At 51.1% G+C, this 21,117-nt stretch carries 20 protein-coding genes; 12 read left to right on the top strand and 8 right to left on the bottom strand.

The genetic code is table 11. The features are described from left to right. The first annotated feature begins 17 nt into the window (after positions 1-17). The 10 genes from VFA_RS01195 (at position 18) to VFA_RS01150 (ending at position 7,697) form a co-directional block, all read left to right on the top strand. The gene (locus tag VFA_RS01195) at positions 18-1,430 is read left to right on the top strand and encodes an FAD-dependent oxidoreductase (protein WP_004724138.1); all 1,413 of its coding nucleotides are present in this window, start codon (positions 18-20) and stop codon (positions 1,428-1,430) included. A gap of 235 nt (positions 1,431-1,665) precedes the next feature. After that, a complete protein-coding gene (locus VFA_RS01190; protein WP_004724137.1) occupies positions 1,666-2,031 on the top strand; it encodes a DUF1499 domain-containing protein in 366 nt (121 codons plus the stop codon). Between the two features lie 80 nt (positions 2,032-2,111). Continuing rightward, positions 2,112-2,807, top strand: coding sequence for a 5'-methylthioadenosine/S-adenosylhomocysteine nucleosidase (gene mtnN / locus VFA_RS01185; protein ID WP_004724136.1), 696 nt, complete (start codon positions 2,112-2,114; stop codon positions 2,805-2,807). A 13-nt stretch (positions 2,808-2,820) separates the two neighbouring features. After that, entirely contained in the window at positions 2,821-3,774 is a 954-nt protein-coding gene (locus VFA_RS01180) for a cobalamin biosynthesis family protein (protein WP_038150643.1), read from the top strand. Further along, positions 3,775-4,590, top strand: coding sequence for a vitamin B12 ABC transporter substrate-binding protein BtuF (btuF, locus tag VFA_RS01175; protein ID WP_004724134.1), 816 nt, complete (start codon positions 3,775-3,777; stop codon positions 4,588-4,590). A 77-nt stretch (positions 4,591-4,667) separates the two neighbouring features. Further along, positions 4,668-5,288, top strand: a complete 621-nt coding sequence (locus tag VFA_RS01170) for a TRIC cation channel family protein (protein ID WP_004724133.1) — start codon at positions 4,668-4,670, stop codon at positions 5,286-5,288. Between the two features lie 252 nt (positions 5,289-5,540). Then, on the top strand, positions 5,541-5,954 hold the full coding sequence (locus tag VFA_RS01165; protein WP_004724132.1) for a VOC family protein: 414 nt from the start codon (positions 5,541-5,543) through the stop codon (positions 5,952-5,954). 25 nt (positions 5,955-5,979) lie between these two features. Then, positions 5,980-6,537 (top strand): flavodoxin family protein, encoded by a 558-nt coding sequence (locus VFA_RS01160; protein WP_004724131.1) that lies wholly within the window; start codon positions 5,980-5,982, stop codon positions 6,535-6,537. Positions 6,538-6,545: 8 nt separating this feature from the next. Next, positions 6,546-6,794 carry a hypothetical protein gene (locus tag VFA_RS01155; RefSeq protein WP_004724130.1) on the top strand — a complete coding sequence of 83 codons (249 nt, stop codon included), beginning with the start codon at positions 6,546-6,548 and terminating at the stop codon, positions 6,792-6,794. 57 nt (positions 6,795-6,851) lie between these two features. Beyond that, entirely contained in the window at positions 6,852-7,697 is an 846-nt protein-coding gene (locus tag VFA_RS01150) for a LysR family transcriptional regulator (RefSeq protein ID WP_004724129.1), read from the top strand. Here VFA_RS01150 and VFA_RS01145 read toward each other — a convergent pair. Next, entirely contained in the window at positions 7,648-8,427 is a 780-nt protein-coding gene (locus tag VFA_RS01145) for a TSUP family transporter (RefSeq protein ID WP_004724128.1), read from the bottom strand. The genes VFA_RS01150 and VFA_RS01145 overlap by 50 nt on opposite strands. A gap of 176 nt (positions 8,428-8,603) precedes the next feature. Beyond that, a complete protein-coding gene (locus VFA_RS01140; protein WP_004724125.1) occupies positions 8,604-9,101 on the bottom strand; it encodes a phenolic acid decarboxylase in 498 nt (165 codons plus the stop codon). A gap of 98 nt (positions 9,102-9,199) precedes the next feature. Between VFA_RS01140 and VFA_RS01135 the strand changes: the two genes are divergently transcribed. Continuing rightward, the gene (locus VFA_RS01135) at positions 9,200-10,093 is read left to right on the top strand and encodes a LysR family transcriptional regulator (protein WP_004724123.1); all 894 of its coding nucleotides are present in this window, start codon (positions 9,200-9,202) and stop codon (positions 10,091-10,093) included. Positions 10,094-10,199: 106 nt separating this feature from the next. Here the strand turns inward: VFA_RS01135 and carB are convergent, their stop codons facing one another. The 5 genes from carB to secA form a co-directional block, all read right to left on the bottom strand. Next, the gene (gene carB / locus VFA_RS01130) at positions 10,200-13,430 is read right to left on the bottom strand and encodes a carbamoyl-phosphate synthase large subunit (protein WP_004724121.1); all 3,231 of its coding nucleotides are present in this window, start codon (positions 13,428-13,430) and stop codon (positions 10,200-10,202) included. 16 nt (positions 13,431-13,446) lie between these two features. Beyond that, complete coding sequence (carA, locus tag VFA_RS01125; protein WP_038150640.1) at positions 13,447-14,586, bottom strand: glutamine-hydrolyzing carbamoyl-phosphate synthase small subunit; 1,140 nt, start codon at positions 14,584-14,586, stop codon at positions 13,447-13,449. 481 nt (positions 14,587-15,067) lie between these two features. Further along, a complete protein-coding gene (gene dapB / locus VFA_RS01120; protein ID WP_004724117.1) occupies positions 15,068-15,877 on the bottom strand; it encodes a 4-hydroxy-tetrahydrodipicolinate reductase in 810 nt (269 codons plus the stop codon). Between the two features lie 94 nt (positions 15,878-15,971). After that, positions 15,972-16,370 carry an 8-oxo-dGTP diphosphatase MutT gene (gene mutT, locus VFA_RS01115; RefSeq protein WP_004724115.1) on the bottom strand — a complete coding sequence of 133 codons (399 nt, stop codon included), beginning with the start codon at positions 16,368-16,370 and terminating at the stop codon, positions 15,972-15,974. Positions 16,371-16,486: 116 nt separating this feature from the next. Then, entirely contained in the window at positions 16,487-19,201 is a 2,715-nt protein-coding gene (secA, locus tag VFA_RS01110; protein WP_004724113.1) for a preprotein translocase subunit SecA, read from the bottom strand. A gap of 364 nt (positions 19,202-19,565) precedes the next feature. Here secA and VFA_RS01105 point away from each other — a divergent pair, with 364 nt between their 5' ends. Continuing rightward, positions 19,566-20,024 (top strand): DUF721 domain-containing protein, encoded by a 459-nt coding sequence (locus VFA_RS01105; RefSeq protein WP_038150650.1) that lies wholly within the window; start codon positions 19,566-19,568, stop codon positions 20,022-20,024. 49 nt (positions 20,025-20,073) lie between these two features. On the opposite strand, the gene lpxC is transcribed toward VFA_RS01105, so the two are convergent. Continuing rightward, complete coding sequence (lpxC, locus tag VFA_RS01100) at positions 20,074-20,991, bottom strand: UDP-3-O-acyl-N-acetylglucosamine deacetylase (protein ID WP_014205749.1); 918 nt, start codon at positions 20,989-20,991, stop codon at positions 20,074-20,076. Positions 20,992-21,117 lie beyond the last annotated feature (126 nt).

Raw genomic sequence — 21,117 nt, 5'->3', positions numbered from 1 at the left:
TGGAAGGAGCCGAAGTCATGAGCCAGAACGTATACCAATTTATTGATGTCAACCGAGTGGACCCGGCAAAAAAGCCGCTCACCATTCGTAAGATTGAATTCGTAGAGATTTATGAACCGTTTACCAAACAGCAAGCCACCGCTCAGGCGGATCGCTGTCTGGATTGCGGCAACCCGTACTGTGAGTGGAAATGTCCGGTACACAACTACATTCCTCAATGGCTGAAACTGGCCAATGAGGGCCGCATTCTCGAGGCAGTGGAGTTGTCACACCAAACCAACAGCCTACCCGAAGTGTGCGGCCGTGTGTGCCCACAAGATCGTCTGTGTGAGGGGTCGTGTACGCTGAACGCCGATTTCGGCGCCGTGACCATTGGGAACGTTGAAAAATACATCACCGATACAGCCTTTGAGATGGGTTGGAAACCGGACATGTCCAACGTGGAATGGACGGATAAGAAAGTCGCCATCATCGGGGCTGGCCCGGCAGGGCTTGCCGCGGCTGACGTCCTCGTTCGCAACGGTGTGAAACCGGTAGTGTACGATCGTTATCCTGAAATCGGCGGCCTGCTGACGTTTGGTATTCCGTCATTCAAACTGGAAAAAGGCGTGATGGAAAACCGCCGCCGCGTATTTAGCGAAATGGGGGTCGAATTCCGCCTCAATGTTGAAGTGGGCAAAGATGTTCAACTGCAACAACTGATTGACGAATATGATGCGGTGTTCCTTGGCGTGGGCACCTACAAATACATGCGTGCGGGTCTGGACAACGAAGACGCGCAAGGCGTGTACGATGCGCTGCCATTTTTGATCTCCAACACTTACAAAGTGATGGATCTGCCGTCGCCAGAGCGCTTCATCGACATGGCCGGCCAGAAAGTCGTGGTACTCGGTGGCGGTGACACCGCGATGGACTGTGTGCGCACGTCGATTCGTCAAGGAGCCTCACGCGTCGTGTGTGCTTACCGACGCGACGAAGAGAACATGCCTGGTTCTCGCCGTGAAGTGAAGAACGCCAAAGAAGAAGGCGTGGAGTTCATGTTCAACCTGCAACCGCTGGGCATTGAAGTGGATGCATCCGGTCAAGTGACGGGCGTGAAAGTGGTGCAAACCGCCTTGGGTGAACCGGATGACGCAGGTCGTCGCCGCCCAGAACCGGTTGCAGGCAGTGAACACGTGCTAGAAGCCGATGCGGTGATCATGGCATTTGGTTTCCAACCACACCACATGAGTTGGCTGGAACCGTTTGGCGTCGAGCTGGATCAATGGGGCCGCATTAAAGCGCCGCTCAGTCAGGCATTTAAGTTCCAAACCAGCAATGAGAAAATTTTTGCTGGCGGTGATGCCGTGCGCGGTTCAGATTTGGTGGTGACCGCCATCGATGAAGGACGCAAAGCAGCGGAAGGCATAATGGATTACCTCGAGGTATAAAATCCGTGACCTAACTTCACGGTTGAGCAAAAGGATTCATCAACGATGAATCCTTTTTTCATTTTCGGCCTATAATTGTCACCAGTTGTAACGTATTGACATGACAGAGGAATAAATCGATATGCTGACCACCTCTGCTCACTCTGAATTCCATAAGGCAGCATGCATGTTAAAAACTGTAACCCTATCGATGGCTGTGGTCCTGCTGAGCGGCTGTAGTCAGGGAGTGGCTCCGATGACTGACCGCACCAACACCCTTTGTGGCGACAAGCCCAACTGCGTGTCGACCCAAGACAATCGTGAGAAATTCACCCTCGCGCCGTTTATTCTGCGTCCGGGCGTGACATTAGAGCAAATTGAGCGCGTGGCGCTGACCCTGCCCGGCGCGAAAACCGCCGACAAAGATGGCCCGTACTTACGCATCGAATGTACCACGCGCATTCTGCGTTTTGTCGACGATCTGGAGCTGAAATTGACCGATGATCACCTACTCGTCCGCTCAGAATCACGCGTCGGCTACAGCGACTTTGGCGTCAACCGCCGCCGCGCAGAAAGCCTGCGTGAAAAACTGGCCGAAGCCGGCATGCTGCGTCAACCATAACGCACACCGAACCTCGCGCAAACGACTCGGGTCGTGATAAACTTCGCCCTGATTTTTCGTAATTCAAAAAGAGACACTGCATGAAAATTGGCATCATCGGCGCAATGCAACAAGAAGTCGCCATTCTGAAAGACGCACTGAACAACTGTCAGGAAGTCAGCAAAGGCGGCTGTACTTACTATTCTGGTCAGCTGCATGGCGTTGACGTTGTGCTCCTGCAATCGGGGATCGGCAAAGTCGCCGCAGCCATTGGCACCGCGATCTTGCTCGATGAATACCAACCAGATGTGGTGATCAATACCGGGTCTGCGGGCGGTTTCGATGCAACCCTCAACGTGGGTGATGTCGTGATTTCAACCGAAGTGCGCCACCACGATGCCGATGTGACCGCGTTTGGTTACGAAATCGGCCAAATGGCAGGTCAACCTGCGGCCTTCCAAGCCGACGAAAAACTGATGGCTGTGGCAGAAAAGGCGCTGGAATCCATGGTCGGCAAACACGCGGTTCGCGGTCTGATCTGTACCGGCGATGCGTTTGTCTGCACTGCAGAGCGCCAAGCGTTCATCCGCGCAAACTTCCCATCCGTGATTGCGGTAGAAATGGAAGCCTCTGCGATTGCACAAACCTGTCACCAATTCCAAGTGCCGTTTGTAGTCGTGCGCGCGATCTCCGATGTGGCGGATAAAGAGTCCCCGATGTCGTTCGATGAGTTCCTGCCGCTGGCTGCACAGAGTTCATCAGAAATGGTGAGCAAAATGGTTGAATTGTTGAAGTAACCGATACGCCCTCATGGACGAGATTTTTCACACGATCTATGCCAACGGTGCGCTCCTCGTCATGTGGGGCGCATTGTTGTTTCATCTGATCTTACCGATCCCGCGCGGCGCGCATCCGGTGACTTTGTGGCACAAGTTTGCTGAAATACTGGCGGACAAGGTCAATACCAACGCCAGTTATGCGCAAAGCCAGCTCTCCGGCACACTCGCTTGGCTACTGATGATATTGCCGGCAATGGTGGTATGCATTGCGCTGAAACCATTGGTGTGGCAACCGCAATTATTTGAGCTGGCACTGCTGTTGCTGGCGCTGGATTGGCGTAGCCAAGAGCAATTGGCCAATCGCATGGCCGTTGCACTGGCCAAAGAAGACAAAAAACTCGCGCGCAGCTTGTTGATGCCATACGTCAATCGCGACACCGCGACGCTTTCACCACTGGGCCTTGGCAAAGCGGGTGCCGAAACTATCATTATGGGCTTTGGCCGCAATGTGGTTTGCGTGTTGTTTTGGTATGCGCTGCTGGGAGGAATTGGCGCATTGATCTATCGATTGATGGTGGAATTGGCGCGCGCTTGGTCGCCATCGCGCCCACGATTTCAACCATTTGGTCTGCCTGTAGTGCGAGCGGTCGCGGTGCTTGAATTCATTCCACTGCGCCTATTCAGCATGCTGATCATTGCTGGGCATCACGCGGCACAAACGCTGCACCGAACGCTGCAACAAAGCCGCTCATGGCCACTGCCTGGCCCCGCTTGGCTGCTATGCGCCGTGGGCAACAAACTCGAACTGTCACTCGGTGGTCCGGCAATTTACGGCGAACAAAAAGCCGTTCGCGTCAAAATCGGTGGCCGCATCGCCCCTTCTGCTATTCATTTATCCCAACTGCACACGCTACTGGCTTGGCGAATTTTCGCTTGGATCCTGATTGAAAGCCTGTTGCTGGTTGTGATTTATCGAGGAGTTTAAATGCGCCTTTGGACGCTGACGCTACTATGCTTCACCTCTATCTCCGATGCGGCGCACCCCGTGCAACGAGTCATCAGCCTTGCACCACATGCCACCGAACTGGCTTTTGCTGCCGGGCTGGGTGACAAGCTGGTCGCGGTGAGCGAATACAGCGATTACCCGCCGCAAGCACGTCAGATCGAAAAGGTATCCAACTACCAAGGCGTCAAAGTTGAACGCATTGTGGCGCTGAAACCAGACTTAGTGATCGTCTGGCCTGGAGGCAACCCGGCACGTGAATTAGACAAACTGAAACAGCTTGGTTTGCCTCTGTATGAGTCCAACACGCGCACGCTGGACGACATTGCTACCAACATCGAACAGCTCAGCCAATACGCCGACGATCCAACCATCGGGCAGCGTGCCGCCGACGACTTTCGCCACCAATTGACGACGTTGCGTGCGCAATACGCCGATGCCAAGCCTGTGCGTTACTTTTACCAGCTGAGTGAAAAACCGATCATTACACTTGCGCAAGGCAGCTGGCCCAGCGAGGTCTTTCGTTTTTGTGGCGGAGAGAACGTGTTTGAGCGCAGCCCAAGCCCTTATCCGCAAGTCGGTTTGGAGCAAGTTCTGCTCGCGCAACCCGAGGTGATCTTCACCTCCGAGCATGCCATCGACAACGGCAACATGTGGCAGCGCTGGCAAGCACAGCTTCCAGCAGTCAAACAGAACCACGTCTGGGCCTTAACATCGGATTGGTTAAACCGCCCCACCCCCCGTACACTCAATGCGATTCAACAAGTGTGTCATTACTTCGATCAGGTGCGAAAATAAGTAACAGATCGAACAAAAATCTCGTACAATTTGCGGCCAATTTTGCCCATGACTGACTTAACTGAGCGATACACACTTTGGATACTTCACTGCTCTATCTGATCGATATGTTCGGTACCGCTGTTTTTGCTATCTCCGGCGTTTTGCTTGCTGGCCGTCTAAAAATGGACCCATTCGGCGTCATCGTTCTGGCCAGCGTCACCGCGATCGGCGGCGGAACCATTCGTGACATGTCGCTTGGTGCCACCCCCGTATTCTGGATTAAAGATCCCACCTATCTGTGGGTCATTTTCATCACTTGTATTCTGACCATGCTGATCGTGCGCCGCCCTAAACGGCTGGCGTGGTGGATCCTGCCGGTGTGTGACGCAATTGGTTTGGCGGTATTTGTCGGTATTGGCGTTGAAAAGGCACTTATTTATCAAGAATCATCGCTAATCGCGATCATCATGGGCGTCATTACTGGCTGTGGTGGCGGGATCATTCGCGACGTATTGGCCCGTGAAATTCCGATGGTACTGCGCAGCGAAGTTTACGCAACAGCCTGCATCATTGGCGGCGTGTTCCATACCACGGCATTGGCGATGGGGTATGACAGCTCGACTGCATTTATTTCTGGCGTGTTATCCACGCTGATCATTCGCCTGGGCGCCATTCGTTGGCATTTATCACTGCCCACCTTTGCCATTACTCGCTAAGTTTGATTCAGGCCGCTCCATGCGGCCTTTTTTATATCTCCCCACGCATTCCTCTCCAGCTTTCAGCCTTCTTTCTCTGGTTGGCACTTTGTCGACGACCTTCGCCTGTTGCACGAAAAATACACCACAATGAGATCATTGATCACAGAAATACGATCACTAAACAGATAAATAAAGTTTTATGTTTACTTAATGGTATTTTGAACTAGTTTAATAAACAAATAACTTTACTTAGTAGCCATGGAGGCAACGATGCAAGCTTATGTCGAACACGCCAACATTACGGTCGCCGATATCGATCAGGCGATTACGTTTCTACAAACCGCGCTGCCCGATTTCAAGATTCGCCATCAGGGGAAGCAGGACTATCGCTGGTGCCATATTGGCACAGAGCAGACGTACATCGCGTTACAGGAAGTGCAAAACCGTACGGAGGTGGATCGTATGCCTTACCGGGATGTGGGCATCAATCATGTCGGTATCGTGGTCGATGATGCCGAAGCGGTGAAGCAGCGCCTGTTGGCAGCGGGGTATCAACTCAATGAGCTATCCGAGAACAACGAGTATCGTCATCGGGTCTATTTTTTTGATCCCAGCGGGACGGAGTGGGAATTCATTGAGTATTTTTCTGACGCTCCTGCCCAACGAAACCATTATCCCGCGTAATCACTCATCAATATCAGGACCAACTATGAAACGCATTGCGATTGTTTATTTTTCTCAAGATGGTGCGACTCGCTTGCTGGCTCAGCACGTCGCGGAAGGCGCTCAACACCAGGGCGTAGAAAGCATCACGTTAGAGATCAAGGCCACTGACATCGTGGCCGGCCGATACCAGAATGACGCGTTATTTCGCCAGTTGTTGGCATGTGACGCCATCGTCTTCGCGAGCCCAACCTATATGGGCGGACCCGCCGCTCAGTTCAAAGCATTTATGGATACCAGCAGTGACGGTTACGCCAACAAGTTGTGGCGCAACAAACTGGCGGGCGGCTTAACCATGGGTGGCAGCGTCAATGGTGAGCAACAGCAGACGCTGTACAGTTTCGTCACGCTTGCCTGCCAACACGGCATGATTTGGGTCGGGCTGGATGTCTCCAAACACACCGATTCCCGTGGTTTGAATCATACAGGTTCAAGTATTGGTGTGGTGGCGAGCTACCTTGATAACACCTCTCAGGTGAACCCGAACGATCTGGCCACGGCATTTTATTATGGTGAACGCATGGCCTCACTGCTCAATCAATAGGAGGGCCTATGTTACAAATCCTGATTTATCGACTGGTGCTGGCGCTGCTGGCACTTAACCAACGTCAGCAACATCAGCTCTGCCAGCGCAAGTTTCATCACTGGCTCAGCACCCGCGATCATCTGCCCGCGTATCTGCAGCATGATATAGCGCTGAATGCGGCCAGTGCTCTCGATGAGTGTCAGCAGCAAAGCACAGCGCGCCATCGCCGGCAGTTACGCGCCGTGATTCGAAGCCTCAAACCGTGTGGCTGTTAAATGGGCAGGAGTGAAGTACAATGACTGTCATCTATTCCCATTTGTCATTGGAACGCCATGCTACTGGAAGGCATTGAGACCCTGCTGGTTCTCAGTAAAGAAAAAACCATGAGCCGCACAGGCAGCCAGCTGTACATCAGCCAGTCTGCTGTCAGCAAACGCATTGCGAATCTGGAAAAGAAACTGGGCAAGAAACTGATCGTTCCGTCAGGGCGCCACATTAAGCTCACCGCGGAAGCTGAGCAGTTAATTGCCAACATCGGACCGACATTCAATGAACTACGCGGCCTGATCTTTGAGCAGCAAACGCTGGAGGATGATACGCTGATTCGCCTCGACTGCTCAGAGACTCTGGTCGCGGGTTATCTGACTCAGGTGATGGGTGACTATCGCCAGCGCGATCCGCACTTCACCATCACCACTCACCATACGCCGCGTATTGTGGAACACGTTCAATCGGGCAAAGCCACGCTGGGATTTTGCGCAGGCTATCTGCCGGGTAACCATGGGTTGATGACGCTGCATCTGTTCGATGAGCCGTTTTACATTGTCAGTCGCCAGCCACTGTCCGGCTTGCCCGACGAAGTGGTGACCAATGACTTGGCCAACCCGGCTAACACCTATCAGGCCGCTATCCTCGCCAGGCTTGGCATCAATCCGGTGATGGAAATGGACTCCTACACCGCATCTGCGCAGTTAGCATTGGGTGGTATGGCCCCAGCCCTCGTGCCCCTCTCCATCGTTAATGCGCTCAAAATCGAACCGCAATATTGCTTTGACTTTGCCGAATTAGCGCCGCTGTTTCGCCCGATTCACATTTGTGTCCGGGCGACTAGCTACCGCTCACCGCGTGTCAGAACATTGATAGAAACGATTGTGAATGCTGTTCCCACAGCAGTTTAAGTGCCATCAGCATCGACATGGTGATCACCAGCGGGCGAATCCATTTGTGGCCTTTGGTGACCACGACTTTCGCGCCCATGCGAGCACCGATAAAACCACCGACCGCCATCGTCAGACCAATTTGCCAAATCGGCAGGCCAGCAATCAAAAAGAAAGTCAGTGCAGCGATATTGGAGGTGAAGTTCAACACTTTGGTACGCGCGGTCGCATCCACCAGACTAAAATGGCCTAACACCACAAAACAGACCGTAAAAATGGAGCCGGTTCCTGGCCCGAAAAAGCCATCATAAAAACCGATACCACCACCAATACATAACGCGAACAGCGCTTCCGGCAGTGGCTTTTTACCCGAGTCGGCACGGGTTTGCGGGGCCAGTAGAAAATAGAGTGAAATGGCGATCAGCAGCAAGGGAATCAAGCTGGTCAGTAGTGAGGCATCAAACTGTTGCACCAGTTCTGCGCCAATCGCCGAACCGATAAAAGTACACACAATCGCCAGGCGCATCTCTTTAAGACTGACAATGCCATTGCGCACAAAATACCATGTGGCCGAAAAGCTACCAAAAGAGCTTTGCAATTTATTGGTCGCCAGCGCCTGAGTCGGTGGCACGCCTGCGGCCAACAAGGCCGGTAGCGTTAACAAGCCCCCGCCGCCTGCCATCGCATCAATGAACCCGGCCACACCGGCAACCAAAAACAACAATCCTAAAACTTCTATTGAGACTTCCATGAACGTCCACATCACCCACAACTAAAAAACACAAACTAGCATTGGCTTTGCGGTGATAACAGTGAATTGAAAGAAAACAATTCATTCCAATTATTCATCAATAAAAAAGAGCAAACCACCTCGGCGGTGGTTTGCTCGTTCAGACAGTCGATCGTAAGGACTTAATTTACGTTGGACTACAGATTATTTGGGAAATCGGCTGGCAACTCGCTGGCTGCACAGTTGATCACCTCGTCATTGTCACGGCCACAATCACGCACGAAGGTGATGGTCGCGAACTCGTCGATCACTTCAGTTGGGTACGCTGGACCGGCATCGCGGTACGCTTCCATTTGAGGAATGTGATCGTTTTGGAAACAAACGGTTTTTTTCGGATCGTTGATAATCCAACGTGGGAAGAAAATCGTACCGTGGAACACGTTGTCAGCCAGGTTGATGATCAAACTCACATCCGTACCGGTTGGCTCTGTCCACGAAATTTTGTAAACATCTTGGGCCACTTGCACCAGATAGATGCGTTGTGATTTCACCCAACGATTGCCGACGATACCACTGTGGATACGGTAATCCATGGTTGTTTCGTTTTTCACGTAAACTTCGTAATTCCAACCATTGTCATAAGTGTACACCAAGTGTTTACCAACGATGCCGCTCAAATCATTTTTATCAAACATCTTAATTTCTCCTGTATCTTGTCAACACAGACACTATAACCTATGATTTTTTTATTAAAAAACGCGTAATTTTGATATTAACCATCCAATAATTTTATATGTTTAAAACCAACCTAGAACAATGGGCATTGCTGAGAGCCGTCGTCGAACACGGCAGCATTGCCAAGGCGGCTGAGCAGCATTTTCGTAGCCAACCCGCCGTCAGCTATCAACTCAACCAATTGCAAGACAAGTTGGGATTTCCACTGTTGGAACTCAAAGGACGCAAACTGGAGTTAACGCAATCGGGTCAGGTGCTGCTCGAGCAAGCAAGCGTGCTGCTCGACAACTGGCAACTGCTAGAGGAAAAAGCAGTCGCGGTGAAAAACGGCGAACGTACCGTCATCAGTTTGGTGGTGGATAGTTTGTTTCCCAAATCCTGCCTGTTTGACGCCTTTGAGCAGTTCCATCAACGGTTTCCTCATACGCACATTCACTTGAAAGAGACCGTTCGAGATGAAGGCATCGTCCACATCCATCAGCAAGAGGATGAGTTGTACGTCATCAGTTTGAGTCAAGATATTGCATTGCCGAAAGAGAAAATGTTGGACGTGCCCGTCATGCTGGTTGCCCACCGCGACCATCCGATTTTTTCCTATCGCGAGGAGCTGCGCGCAATGAAGCTGGCAGACTACCCCACCATACAAGTGGTGGATAAACACCATCAGCAGGGTGAACGCCCAACGCATTATCAGGAGTCGTGGTACTTTACCTCGATCACCTCAGCCGTTGCCGCTATCACCAACAAGCTTGGATGTGGCTGGCTGCCAGCCAGTGAGATTCAACAACAACTCAGCGATCAAACCCTTCGCCCGATTACTGAACATGAATCTTACCGCCGTATCACCTCCATCTATGCGGTCAAAAATCCGAAGGTCGAACACGATCCCTGTATTCAGGCGTTAGCGGAACTGCTCAAAACTGCCGTCAGCTCACGCCAGCAGAAGATGTAAACCGAGCCAAACACAGCCTGCTGAGAACAGAGCATAAAAAAGCCCGCTCAAATTGAGCGGGCAATGAGGTTGTCAGATAAGCCGAAGTCTTTCCGATCGTAATGTGTTACGCCAAACTTGCTTTCACTTGCGCGTGCAGCTCTTGTACTGACGTCACGCTCGCTTTTGCATCGGCAGTATGCGACATACAGGTTGCAAACGCCGCGTTCAGCGTCGTGGTGTAGTTCACTTTCTCAGCCAGTGCGCCGCGGCGCAGAACTTTCGAGTCTTCAATCGCCTGACGGCCAGCTGCCGTGTTGACGATGTAGGTGTACTCGTTGTTCTTGATGCGGTCAAGAATGTGCGGACGACCTTCGTGTACCTTGTTCACCAGACGTGGGTTAATACCCGCTTCGCCCAGAATCACAGCGGTGCCGTGCGTCGCATCCAGTTTGTAACCCAGTTTCACCAGTTTAGAAGCCAGGTCAACCACACGCTCTTTGTCACCTTCGCGAACCGATAGCAGTGCACGGCCACCTTCAGGGTAGACGTTGCCACAGCCCAGTTCCGCTTTCGCGTATGCTTCTGCAAATGTGGCACCCACGCCCATCACTTCACCGGTTGAGCGCATTTCAGGGCCAAGCAGCGGGTCAACACCCGGGAACTTGTTGAATGGCAGCACCACTTCTTTAACCGAGTAGTATGGTGGAATGATTTCTTTGGTAAAGCCTTGCTGTTCTAGCGTTTGACCTGCCATCACGCGCGCAGCGATTTTCGCCAGCGGCGCGCCAGTCGCTTTCGACACAAACGGTACGGTACGCGCAGCACGAGGGTTCACTTCAATCAGATACACTTCGTTGTCTTTAACCGCAAACTGCGTGTTCATCAGGCCGCGAACGCCCAATTCCATCGCCAGTTTCTCAACCTGCTCACGCATCTTGTCCTGAATTTCCTGACTGAGCGTGTAAGCAGGTAGCGAACAGGCGGAGTCACCCGAGTGAACACCTGCTTGTTCGATGTGTTCCATGATGCCGCCAATCACGACGCGTTCGCCGTCACAGATAGCATCCACATCCACTTCCGTTGCGTCATCTAGGAAACGGTCCAGCAGAACCGGAGATTCGTTCGATACGCTCACCGCTTCGTTAAAGTAACGACGCAGGTCAGATTCGTCATAAACGATTTCCATCGCACGACCGCCCAGTACGTATGAAGGACGAACCACCAGCGGGAAGCCGATTTCACGCGACTTTTCAATCGCTTGTTCAATCGCTGTCACGGTCGCGTTTTGTGGCTGTAGCAGACCCAGACGGTCGACCGCTTGTTGGAAGCGCTCACGGTCTTCAGCACGGTCAATCGCATCAGGGCTGGTCCCAATGATTGGCACACCGGCTGCTTCCAGCGCACGCGCCAGTTTCAGCGGCGTCTGACCGCCGTATTGCACGATGACGCCTTTTGGCTTTTCAACGCGCACGATAGACAGGACATCTTCCAGAGTCACTGGTTCGAAGTACAGACGGTCTGACGTGTCGTAGTCGGTCGAAACGGTTTCTGGGTTACAGTTCACCATGATGGTTTCGTAACCATCTTCACGCAGTGCAAGTGACGCGTGTACACAGCAGTAATCGAATTCGATACCCTGACCGATACGGTTTGGACCACCGCCCAGAACCATGATTTTGTCTTTATCGGTTGGATTGGCTTCACACTCGTCATCGTAAGATGAGTACATGTACGCGGTGTCAGAAGAGAATTCTGCCGCACAAGTATCCACACGTTTGTAAACTGGGTGAATGTTGAACTGGTCACGCAGACGGCGGATTTCGCTTTCAGACACGCCCAGCAGTTTAGACAGACGAGCATCCGAGAAACCTTTGCGTTTCATGGCGCGCAATACGTTTTCGTTCAAGCCTGCAAAACCGCCCAGCTTCACTTGCTCTTCCATTTTCACCAGTTCTTCAATTTGAACCAGGAACCAACGGTCGATGTTGGTGAGGTTGAAGATGCCGTCAATCGACATCCCAGCACGGAATGCATCCGCGATGTACCAAATACGCTCTGCACCAGCTTCTTTCAGTTCGTAACGAATTTTGGTCAGCGCATCTGGTGCGTCTAAATCCACCATTTCGTCAAAACCGGTCGCGCCCACTTCCAAACCGCGCAGTGCTTTTTGCAGCGATTCTTGTTGGTTACGACCAATGGCCATCACTTCACCCACTGACTTCATTTGCGTGGTCAAGCGGTTATTCGCGCCAGCAAATTTCTCGAAGTTAAAGCGAGGAATCTTTGTCACAACGTAGTCAATCGTCGGTTCGAATGATGCTGGTGTTGCACCGCCCGTGATGTCATTCATCAGCTCATCAAGGGTAAAGCCAACCGCCAGTTTCGCTGCCACTTTGGCAATTGGGAAACCCGTTGCTTTAGAAGCCAGAGCCGAAGAGCGAGATACACGTGGGTTCATCTCGATGATCACCATGCGGCCATCTTTCGGGTTGATACCGAACTGCACGTTCGAACCACCGGTTTCGACGCCGATTTCACGCAGAACCGCAAGAGACGCGTTACGCATCAGTTGGTATTCTTTGTCCGTCAGCGTTTGAGCTGGCGCCACGGTGATCGAGTCACCGGTGTGGATACCCATTGGGTCAAAGTTTTCAATCGCACATACGATGATACAGTTGTCCGCTTTATCGCGAACCACTTCCATTTCGTACTCTTTCCAGCCGATCAGCGATTCGTCAATCAGCAGTTCGTTGGTTGGTGATAAGTCCAGACCACGGCGACAGATTTCTTCAAATTCTTCTTTGTTGTACGCGATACCACCGCCGGTCCCGCCCATAGTAAAGGAAGGACGGATGATACAAGGGAAACCCACCATATCTAGCACGCGGTACGCTTCTTCCATGGTTTTTGCTGTATCTGCACGTGGACACGCCAAGCCAATCGACTTCATTGCTTTATCAAAGCGTGAACGGTCTTCTGCTTTATCAATCGCGTCAGCGGTTGCGCCGATCATTTCCACACCGAATTCAGCCAGTACGCCATGTTTTTCCAGCGCCAGAGCACAGTTCAGTGCTGTCTGACCGCCCATGGTTGGCAGGACGGCATCCGGACGCTCTTTTTCGATGATCTTGCGGACCACTTCCCAATGAATAGGCTCGATGTAAGTCGCATCTGCCATTTCTGGGTCAGTCATGATGGTCGCTGGGTTTGAGTTGACCAGAATAACGCGGTAACCCTCTTCACGCAGCGCTTTACACGCTTGCGCGCCTGAGTAGTCAAACTCACAAGCCTGACCGATAACAATCGGACCCGCACCCAGGATAAGAATGCTTTTAATGTCAGTACGTTTTGGCATTGTTTACTACTCCAAATTAAGCGCGGTGTTGTTTAATCAGTTCAATGAAGTGGTCGAATAGTGGAGCCGCATCGTGTGGACCCGGGCTTGCTTCAGGGTGGCCCTGGAAGCTGAATGCCGGTTTGTCCGTGCGGTGAATCCCTTGCAGCGAGCCATCAAACAGAGATTTGTGCGTCGCACGCAGATTCTCTGGCAACGTCTCTTCATCTGCGGCAAAACCGTGGTTTTGCGAGGTAATCATCACAACATTACGATCCAGGTCTTTCACTGGGTGGTTTGCACCGTGGTGACCAAACTTCATTTTCACCGTCTTCGCGCCAGAAGCGAGCGCCAGAATTTGGTGGCCAAGACAGATACCAAATACCGGAATATTTTTCTCGAGGAAGGTTTGGGTCGCTTCAATCGCATAAGTACATGGTTCTGGGTCGCCCGGGCCGTTTGACAGGAAGATGCCATCCGGATTCATCGCCAACACGTCTTCTGCAGACGTTTGAGCCGGAACCACCGTCAGGCGACAGCCGCGGTCCACCAGCATACGCAGGATGTTACGCTTCGCACCGAAGTCGTAAGCCACCACGTGGTATGGCAGTTCGCTCTCGTCTTTCACTTCAGGCAGGCCGCCTTCCAGCGTCCATGAACCTTGTTTCCATTCGTACGCTTCTTTGGTCGTTACCACTTTCGCCAAATCCATCCCTTTCAAACCAGGGAATTCTTTCGCTTTCGCCAGCGCCAACGCTTCGTCCAGATTGTCACCGGCCATGATGCAGCCGTTTTGTGCACCTTTTTCACGCAGGATACGAGTGAGCTTACGCGTATCGATGTCAGCAATGCCGACAATGTTTTGTGATTGAAGGTAATCGGAGAGAGAACGTTCACTACGGAAGTTAGAAGCGAGAAGAGGAAGATCGCGAATCACAAGGCCTTGAGCATGAATCGATGATGATTCTTCGTCTTCGGCGTTGGTGCCGGTATTGCCAATGTGAGGATAAGTCAGGGTAACGATTTGCTGGGAATAGGAAGGATCAGTGAGGATTTCTTGGTACCCCGTCATCGAGGTATTAAAAACGACTTCACCGACGGAAGAACCATCTGAACCAATGGACACTCCGCGGAACACTGTCCCATCTTCTAGGACTAACAGTGCTGATTTACTCAAGACAACCTCCAGAATAAAAATGCAAAAATATTAAATTAAACTGCAAATTTGCCTTCCTTTTCGCGTTTATAGTTTGCTCTAGGGGGTTTCAGACAAATTGGCGGTATTCTAATGAGCGCCGTGACTTCTGTCAACATTCGTTCAAAAATAAAATTATTTTTTGGTAGGTTACAACTAAAAAAGCACGTAAAGGCACTAAAACTGCATGTTTTAGGCACTTTCAAACGATAGTTATGAATGCGCGAATAAAAAACAGTCAATTTGGAAATTTTTTCCAGACAAATTCATTATTAAAAATCAGGCAAACGATAATCTGAGAAATTAAACTAAAAAAATATCGATTACATTTCAATTCACAAGCCAATGATGAGAAAACCAAACAAAAGTCAGGATTAAATGGCGATATTTTACGAATAGATTTTTGAGGGGTTGGGACGGGATTTATAGAAACGCCGGAGTTACCCGGCGCATAATTATGTATTTAGAGCTCATTAAGTCCGAGGACATCGGTCATGGTATAAAACCCAGCCGGTTTTTCGGCAAGCCAGATCGCGGCTTTGACCGCACCATTCGCAAAAGTCATGCGGTCAGTGGCTTTGTGGGTGATCTCCACGCGCTCACCGATGTCGGCAAACATGGCGGTGTGTTCGCCCACAATGTCACCGGCACGAATGGTCGCAAAACCAATCTCATCACGCGTCCGTTCACCGGTGATGCCTTCACGGGCGTATACCGCAACGTCGCTGAGCTTGTTGCCCATCGCATGCGCGATGGCTTCTCCCATACCAATGGCAGTGCCTGACGGCGCATCCACTTTATGGCGGTGGTGCGCTTCGACGATCTCGATGTCGCAGTAATCCCCCATCACTTTGGCCGCTTTTTCGAGTAGCTTAAAGACCAAGTTGACGCCTACGCTGTAGTTTGGCGCCATGACGATTGGCATCGTTTTCGCAGCTTCATCGATCAGCACGCGTTCGGCGTCGCTGAAGCCCGTGGTACCGATCACCAGTTTCTTACCGTGTTTTTGACACAGTTCGATGTTCGCCAGTGTACTGACGGGGGCGGTAAAATCGATGATGACATCAAATTGATCAATCGCTTGTTCTAGGTTATCAACCAGCGCGACATCAAAACGGCCTTCGCCACACAGTTCACCGACATCAACACCAACCAGTGATGATTCGGGGCGCTCAGAGCCTGCACCCACGGTCGCTTTAGGGTGATGGTGGGCAGCTTTAACCAGATTACGGCCCATTCGACCCGCCGCACCTGCAATCGCAATTCTTACCATTGCGTCTTCTCCATTTTCTTTTCGCACGTGCTCTCGCACGGAGTGTCCAACTTGTGTGTTTAAACTACCAACTATAAAGGTCTGTGGCTAGCACTTACGCGAACTCTTTCAGTACGCGCTCTAGCACCGGCACATTGGCTTCGGGGAAGGTGTAGTGCGCAAGATCTGCGATATTGACCCACTCGCCCTGTTGACCTTCACGTCCGTAGGGTTGATGGTTGAAATCGGTCACTAAAATGAAGTCGAACGTCAGCGACTTCTCGGGGTAATCGTATTCCAGATGTTGAAATGGCGTTTGTTGTGTCACTTCAATGCCAATTTCTTCGTCGAGCTCGCGTGCCATCGCTTGTTCAATCGACTCGCCCGCTTCGACTTTGCCACCGGGAAATTCCCAGAAACCACCTTTATGCAGGTTATCCGGACGCTTGGTGATGAAGATCTGCGACTTGTCCTGATTAAAAATAATGCCTGCCACAATGTGAATACGTTTCATAGTTAGGTCCTGTTGACTGAAATCTGTTTGTTTCTAATCGCAAGCCGACACAATGTCCAGATACTTGCGATAAAAAAAGAGCCGCCAGCGGCGACTCTTCTCTCAAGGTAACGGGATCAATCGATCTTACCGTGACACTGTTTGTATTTCTTACCGCTGCCACATGGACACGGTTCATTCCGACCCACTTTACGCTCGTCGCGCACCATCGGCTGGTGAGCGTCGTCTTGCTCAGGTGAACCGTCGGCATTGGCGTGTTGCGCTTGCGCGTGGCGAGCAGCTTCTTCCGCTTGTGCACGGCGCTGCGCTTCCATACGCTCCACTTCTTCTTGTTGTTGGACGCGAACTTTTGACAGGATGGTGATCACGTCAGTTTTCAGCGACTCCAACAGGCCCTCAAACAGTTCAAACGACTCGCGCTTGTACTCCTGTTTCGGGTTCTTCTGTGCGTAACCACGCAAGTGAATACCTTGACGCAGGTGATCCATGGCCGCCAAGTGCTCTTTCCACAACGTATCCAGCGTTTGCAGCATGACCGATTTTTCAAAGTTACGCATGACGGTTTCACCCACCGCCTCTTCTTTCGCTTTGTAGACCGTAACCGCTTGCTCAAGAATGCGTTCACGCAGCGCTTCTTCGTAAAGTTTGTCGTCTTCATCGAGCCAAGTTTGCACTGGCAGCGGCAAATCGAAGTCGTTTTTCAGGCGCTCTTCCAAGCCCTGAATGTCCCACATGTCTTCCAGCGATTGCGGTGGAATGTATTCATCCATCACAGCTGTCAGCACGTCAATGCGGTTTTGTTCAATCATGTCGCTGATGTTTTCTGCGCTCATCAACTCATCACGCAGCTCATACACCACTTTACGTTGATCGTTGGCCACATCATCGTATTCCAACAGTTGCTTACGAATATCGAAGTTACGACCTTCGACTTTACGTTGCGCTTTTTCGATCGAACGTGACAACATCTTACTTTCAATCGCTTCACCTTCGTCCATACCGCTTTGGATCAGACTCGCCATGCGATCAGAGGTAAAGATGCGCAGCAGCGTATCTTCCATCGACAGGTAGAAACGTGAAGAACCCGCATCCCCCTGACGACCCGCACGACCACGCAACTGGTTGTCGATACGACGTGATTCGTGACGCTCTGTACCAATGATGTGTAGACCACCAGATTCCAAAACGGCATCGTGCACTTGACGCCATTCCGCTTTGATCGCATCAATTTGCTCTTGCGTTGGGTTGTCGAGGCCTTCGACTTTCGTCTGCCAGCTGCCACCCAGCACGATATCCGTACCACGACCCGCCATGTTGGTTGCGATGGTCACCGAACCTGGTTTACCCGCTTCAGCAACGATTTCCGCTTCTTTCTCGTGGAATTTGGCGTTCAGAACGTTGTGTTTGATCTTGGCTTGTTTCAGGGCGTTCGACAGCAGTTCCGATTTTTCAATCGACACCGTACCGACCAGCACTGGTTGGCCTTTCACCACGCGCTCTTTGATGTCTTCAATGATCGCCGCAAATTTCTCCGCTTCGGTGCGGTAAACCACATCCGGCATATCATTACGAATCATCGGTTTGTTGGTTGGAATCACCACCGTTTCCAAGCCGTAGATCGACTGGAATTCAAACGCTTCAGTGTCCGCTGTCCCTGTCATACCAGACAGTTTTTCATACAGACGGAAGTAGTTCTGGAAGGTGATCGATGCCAGCGTTTGGTTTTCGTTTTGAATCTTCACGCCTTCTTTGGCTTCCACCGCTTGGTGCAAACCGTCAGACCAGCGACGACCCGGCATCGTACGGCCGGTGTGTTCATCCACGATGACCACTTCACCATCATCCGTCACAATGTAATCGACGTTTTTCTCAAACAGCACGTGTGCACGCAGCGCGGCATTCACATGGTGCAGCAAGCTGATGTTGGTCGGTGAATACAGTGTATCGCCTTCCTCCATCAGACCGTTTTTCACCAACAGCTCTTCGACGAACTCCTGACCCGTTTCCGTCAGGTAAACTTGCTTGGATTTTTCGTCAACGGTGTAGTGACCGTCACCGCGGTACTCTTCTGAATCTTCTTTGTCTTGTTTTTGCAGATGTGGAATCAGAGTATTGATGCGAGTGTACAGCTCTGAACTGTCTTCCGCCGGGCCAGAAATGATCAGCGGCGTACGCGCCTCATCGATCAGGATCGAGTCCACTTCATCGACCACGGCAAAGAAACGCGCGCGTTGCACCCGATCTTCTGTGCGGAATGCCATGTTGTCGCGCAGGTAATCGAAACCAAATTCGTTGTTGGTGCCGTACAGAATGTCCGCTTGATAAGCTTCTTTTTTCTCTTGAGGTGGCATGTTTGGCACGTTCACGCCCACAGTCATGCCCAAGAATTCAAACAACGCGCGGTTCGTTTCGGCGTCGCGTTTTGCCAAGTAATCGTTCACCGTGACGATGTGAACCCCTTTACCTGGCAGTGCATTCAGATAAGCAGGTAGAGTTGCGGTTAAGGTTTTACCTTCACCCGTACGCATTTCCGCGATTTGGCCTGCGTTTAGCACCATACCACCGATCAGCTGTACGTCGAAGTGACGCATACCAAACACACGTTTCGAAGCTTCACGTACAGTGGCAAAGGCTTCTGGAAGAAGTTGGTCGAGTGTTTCGCCTTGCTCAATACGTTGACGGAATTCAACGGTTTTGGCTTTCAGTTCTTCGTCAGAAAGCGCTTCAAATGCCGGCTCGTAGTTGTTGATCTCTTTTACAATCTTTCTCAAGCGGCGCAGTGTGCGGTCATTGCGACTGCCAATCACTTTTGTCAGTAGCTTAGTTATCATCTGTTGTGAATCTCTCTTTACTTAGATCTTCCCGATCTACTTTTACTGCCTTAAGTCTCTACCTAATTTCAACTAAGGATACTGAGGTAAGTCATGTATCTAGGGATATTGTGATGGTGATATTTATTTTCAAGGCACTAAATGAATTTAAGTGGCGCCTAGTTTAAGGAATTTTTGATGGAACAACCAATAACAATCCGGTTTGTTTGCATTCGGCTTAACATTTTGTGCGCTTCGCCGGATGTTGAGCGATTAAAAAAGCATCATTGGCCGCCTTTTGCGTCCCACGAGGCCTCACCATCAACGTTTTCGTCGCCGTGATTTGTGTATAGAATAGAGTCAGGACACACAGCCGATGAGCATTATGCGAGATCACCGACCCACCAATACCGAAGCGCTGATCGAGTCATCACGACTCAGTCAACTGCAGGAACACGCCAAAGAAATTTTGCAGCTCAATCAGCTCCTCAAAACCCTGCTCCCTCGAGGGACCGAGCAGCACGTGCGCGCCGCCAATATTCGCGGCGGTCATTTGGTTTTGGAAGCAGCCAGCGCGGCGATCAAAATGAAGATCGATTACGATCGTCTATCCTTGCTCAACCAGCTTCGCGCGCATGGATTCGGTCGTTTGATCAGCATTGACATCAAGATCAACCCGGATCTTTATCGTCATCAACCCCGTTCAACGGCAAAACAGGAAGAGGCAAAAGCTCGCCCTCCCCTGACAGAGCATGCCGCCCAAGTGTTGATGACCATTGCCGATAGAGCCTCACCCAAAGTGCGTCAGCGGTTAGAGAACCTCGCGAAACTCGCGAAAAAGTGACATAAAAAAAGCCAGACCGAAGTCTGGCTTTTTTCAATAATCTGTTCGCTTATGCGATAACCATGTTGGGTTCTGCGAATGCCACTGGCGAACCAGCTTCTTCTTCAAACGTTGCCCATTCCCAAGCTTCTTGATCTGCCAGCACTGCGCGCAGCAACTGGTTGTTCAGACCATGGCCTGATTTGTAAGCACAGAATTCACCCACAATCGCATGACCACACATGTATAGGTCACCAATTGCATCCAGAACTTTATGCGTCACAAATTCGTTGGCAAAGCGTAGGCCTTCTTCGTTCAGGATACGGTAGTCATCCAAAACGATGGCACAGTCGAAGCTACCACCCAGACACAGGTTTTGTGACTGAAGGTATTCAATATCACGCATGAAACCAAAGGTACGAGCACGAGAGATTTCTTTCACAAAACCTTGTGAAGAAAAATCAAACACTAAGTGTTGCTCATCGCCGTCGATCGCTGGGTGGTTAAATTCGATTTCGAAATCCATTTTGAAGCCGTTGTGCGGGCGCAATTCTGCCCACTTATCACCATCTTCAAAACGCACCGGTTTCTTAATACGAATAAAACGTTTCGGAGTGTTCAACGTTTCGATGCCGGCTTGTTGCAGCAGGTATACAAATGGGCTAGCACTGCCATCCATAATTGGAATTTCAGGCGCATCCACTTCAACAATAACGTTGTCGATCCCCATCCCCGCCAATGCCGCATTCAGGTGTTCAACCGTTGAGATGCGAATGCCTTCATCATTCACCAGAGCGGTACACAACATGGTGTCGCGTACAGATTCTGGGTCTGCTGGAAAGTCCACAGGTGGGTTTACGTCGGTACGACGGTAAATAATACCAGTGTTTGCAGCAGCTGGGCGAAGAGTTAACGTGACCTTACGACCAGAGTGAAGGCCCACCCCAGTTGTTTTCACTATTTCTTTCAGTGTACGTTGTCTGATCATCTACTTGCCTCTAAATCGATGCCACAAAGCTCGGCCGGTAAAGTTACCGACCGACATCCTACCAGAATTTTGAACAGTGTCAAATTGTGGCGAGATCTGGACGGGCCCGCCGGCGAGCTCGGGATA

Source organism: Vibrio furnissii CIP 102972 (assembly GCF_000176175.1).
GTDB classification, from domain to species: Bacteria; Pseudomonadota; Gammaproteobacteria; order Enterobacterales; family Vibrionaceae; genus Vibrio; species Vibrio furnissii.
The sequence above is the reverse complement of the archived record's forward strand: the minus strand, read 5'-3'. Positions and strand labels throughout refer to the sequence as shown.

Excerpts from the sequence above, each read along its gene's own strand:
- VFA_RS01195 (WP_004724138.1), top strand. The coding sequence starts at position 18 with ATGAGCCAGAACGTATACCAATTTATTGATGTCAACCGAGTGGACCCG.
- VFA_RS01190 (WP_004724137.1), top strand. The coding sequence starts at position 1,666 with ATGACTGACCGCACCAACACCCTTTGTGGCGACAAGCCCAACTGCGTG.
- mtnN (WP_004724136.1), top strand. The coding sequence starts at position 2,112 with ATGAAAATTGGCATCATCGGCGCAATGCAACAAGAAGTCGCCATTCTG.
- VFA_RS01180 (WP_038150643.1), top strand. The coding sequence starts at position 2,821 with ATGGACGAGATTTTTCACACGATCTATGCCAACGGTGCGCTCCTCGTC.
- btuF (WP_004724134.1), top strand. The coding sequence starts at position 3,775 with ATGCGCCTTTGGACGCTGACGCTACTATGCTTCACCTCTATCTCCGAT.
- VFA_RS01165 (WP_004724132.1), top strand. The coding sequence starts at position 5,541 with ATGCAAGCTTATGTCGAACACGCCAACATTACGGTCGCCGATATCGAT.
- VFA_RS01160 (WP_004724131.1), top strand. The coding sequence starts at position 5,980 with ATGAAACGCATTGCGATTGTTTATTTTTCTCAAGATGGTGCGACTCGC.
- VFA_RS01155 (WP_004724130.1), top strand. The coding sequence starts at position 6,546 with ATGTTACAAATCCTGATTTATCGACTGGTGCTGGCGCTGCTGGCACTT.
- VFA_RS01150 (WP_004724129.1), top strand. The coding sequence starts at position 6,852 with ATGCTACTGGAAGGCATTGAGACCCTGCTGGTTCTCAGTAAAGAAAAA.
- VFA_RS01145 (WP_004724128.1), bottom strand. The coding sequence starts at position 8,427 with ATGGAAGTCTCAATAGAAGTTTTAGGATTGTTGTTTTTGGTTGCCGGT.
- VFA_RS01140 (WP_004724125.1), bottom strand. The coding sequence starts at position 9,101 with ATGTTTGATAAAAATGATTTGAGCGGCATCGTTGGTAAACACTTGGTG.
- VFA_RS01135 (WP_004724123.1), top strand. The coding sequence starts at position 9,200 with ATGTTTAAAACCAACCTAGAACAATGGGCATTGCTGAGAGCCGTCGTC.
- carB (WP_004724121.1), bottom strand. The coding sequence starts at position 13,430 with ATGCCAAAACGTACTGACATTAAAAGCATTCTTATCCTGGGTGCGGGT.
- dapB (WP_004724117.1), bottom strand. The coding sequence starts at position 15,877 with ATGGTAAGAATTGCGATTGCAGGTGCGGCGGGTCGAATGGGCCGTAAT.
- mutT (WP_004724115.1), bottom strand. The coding sequence starts at position 16,370 with ATGAAACGTATTCACATTGTGGCAGGCATTATTTTTAATCAGGACAAG.
- secA (WP_004724113.1), bottom strand. The coding sequence starts at position 19,201 with ATGATAACTAAGCTACTGACAAAAGTGATTGGCAGTCGCAATGACCGC.
- VFA_RS01105 (WP_038150650.1), top strand. The coding sequence starts at position 19,566 with ATGCGAGATCACCGACCCACCAATACCGAAGCGCTGATCGAGTCATCA.
- lpxC (WP_014205749.1), bottom strand. The coding sequence starts at position 20,991 with ATGATCAGACAACGTACACTGAAAGAAATAGTGAAAACAACTGGGGTG.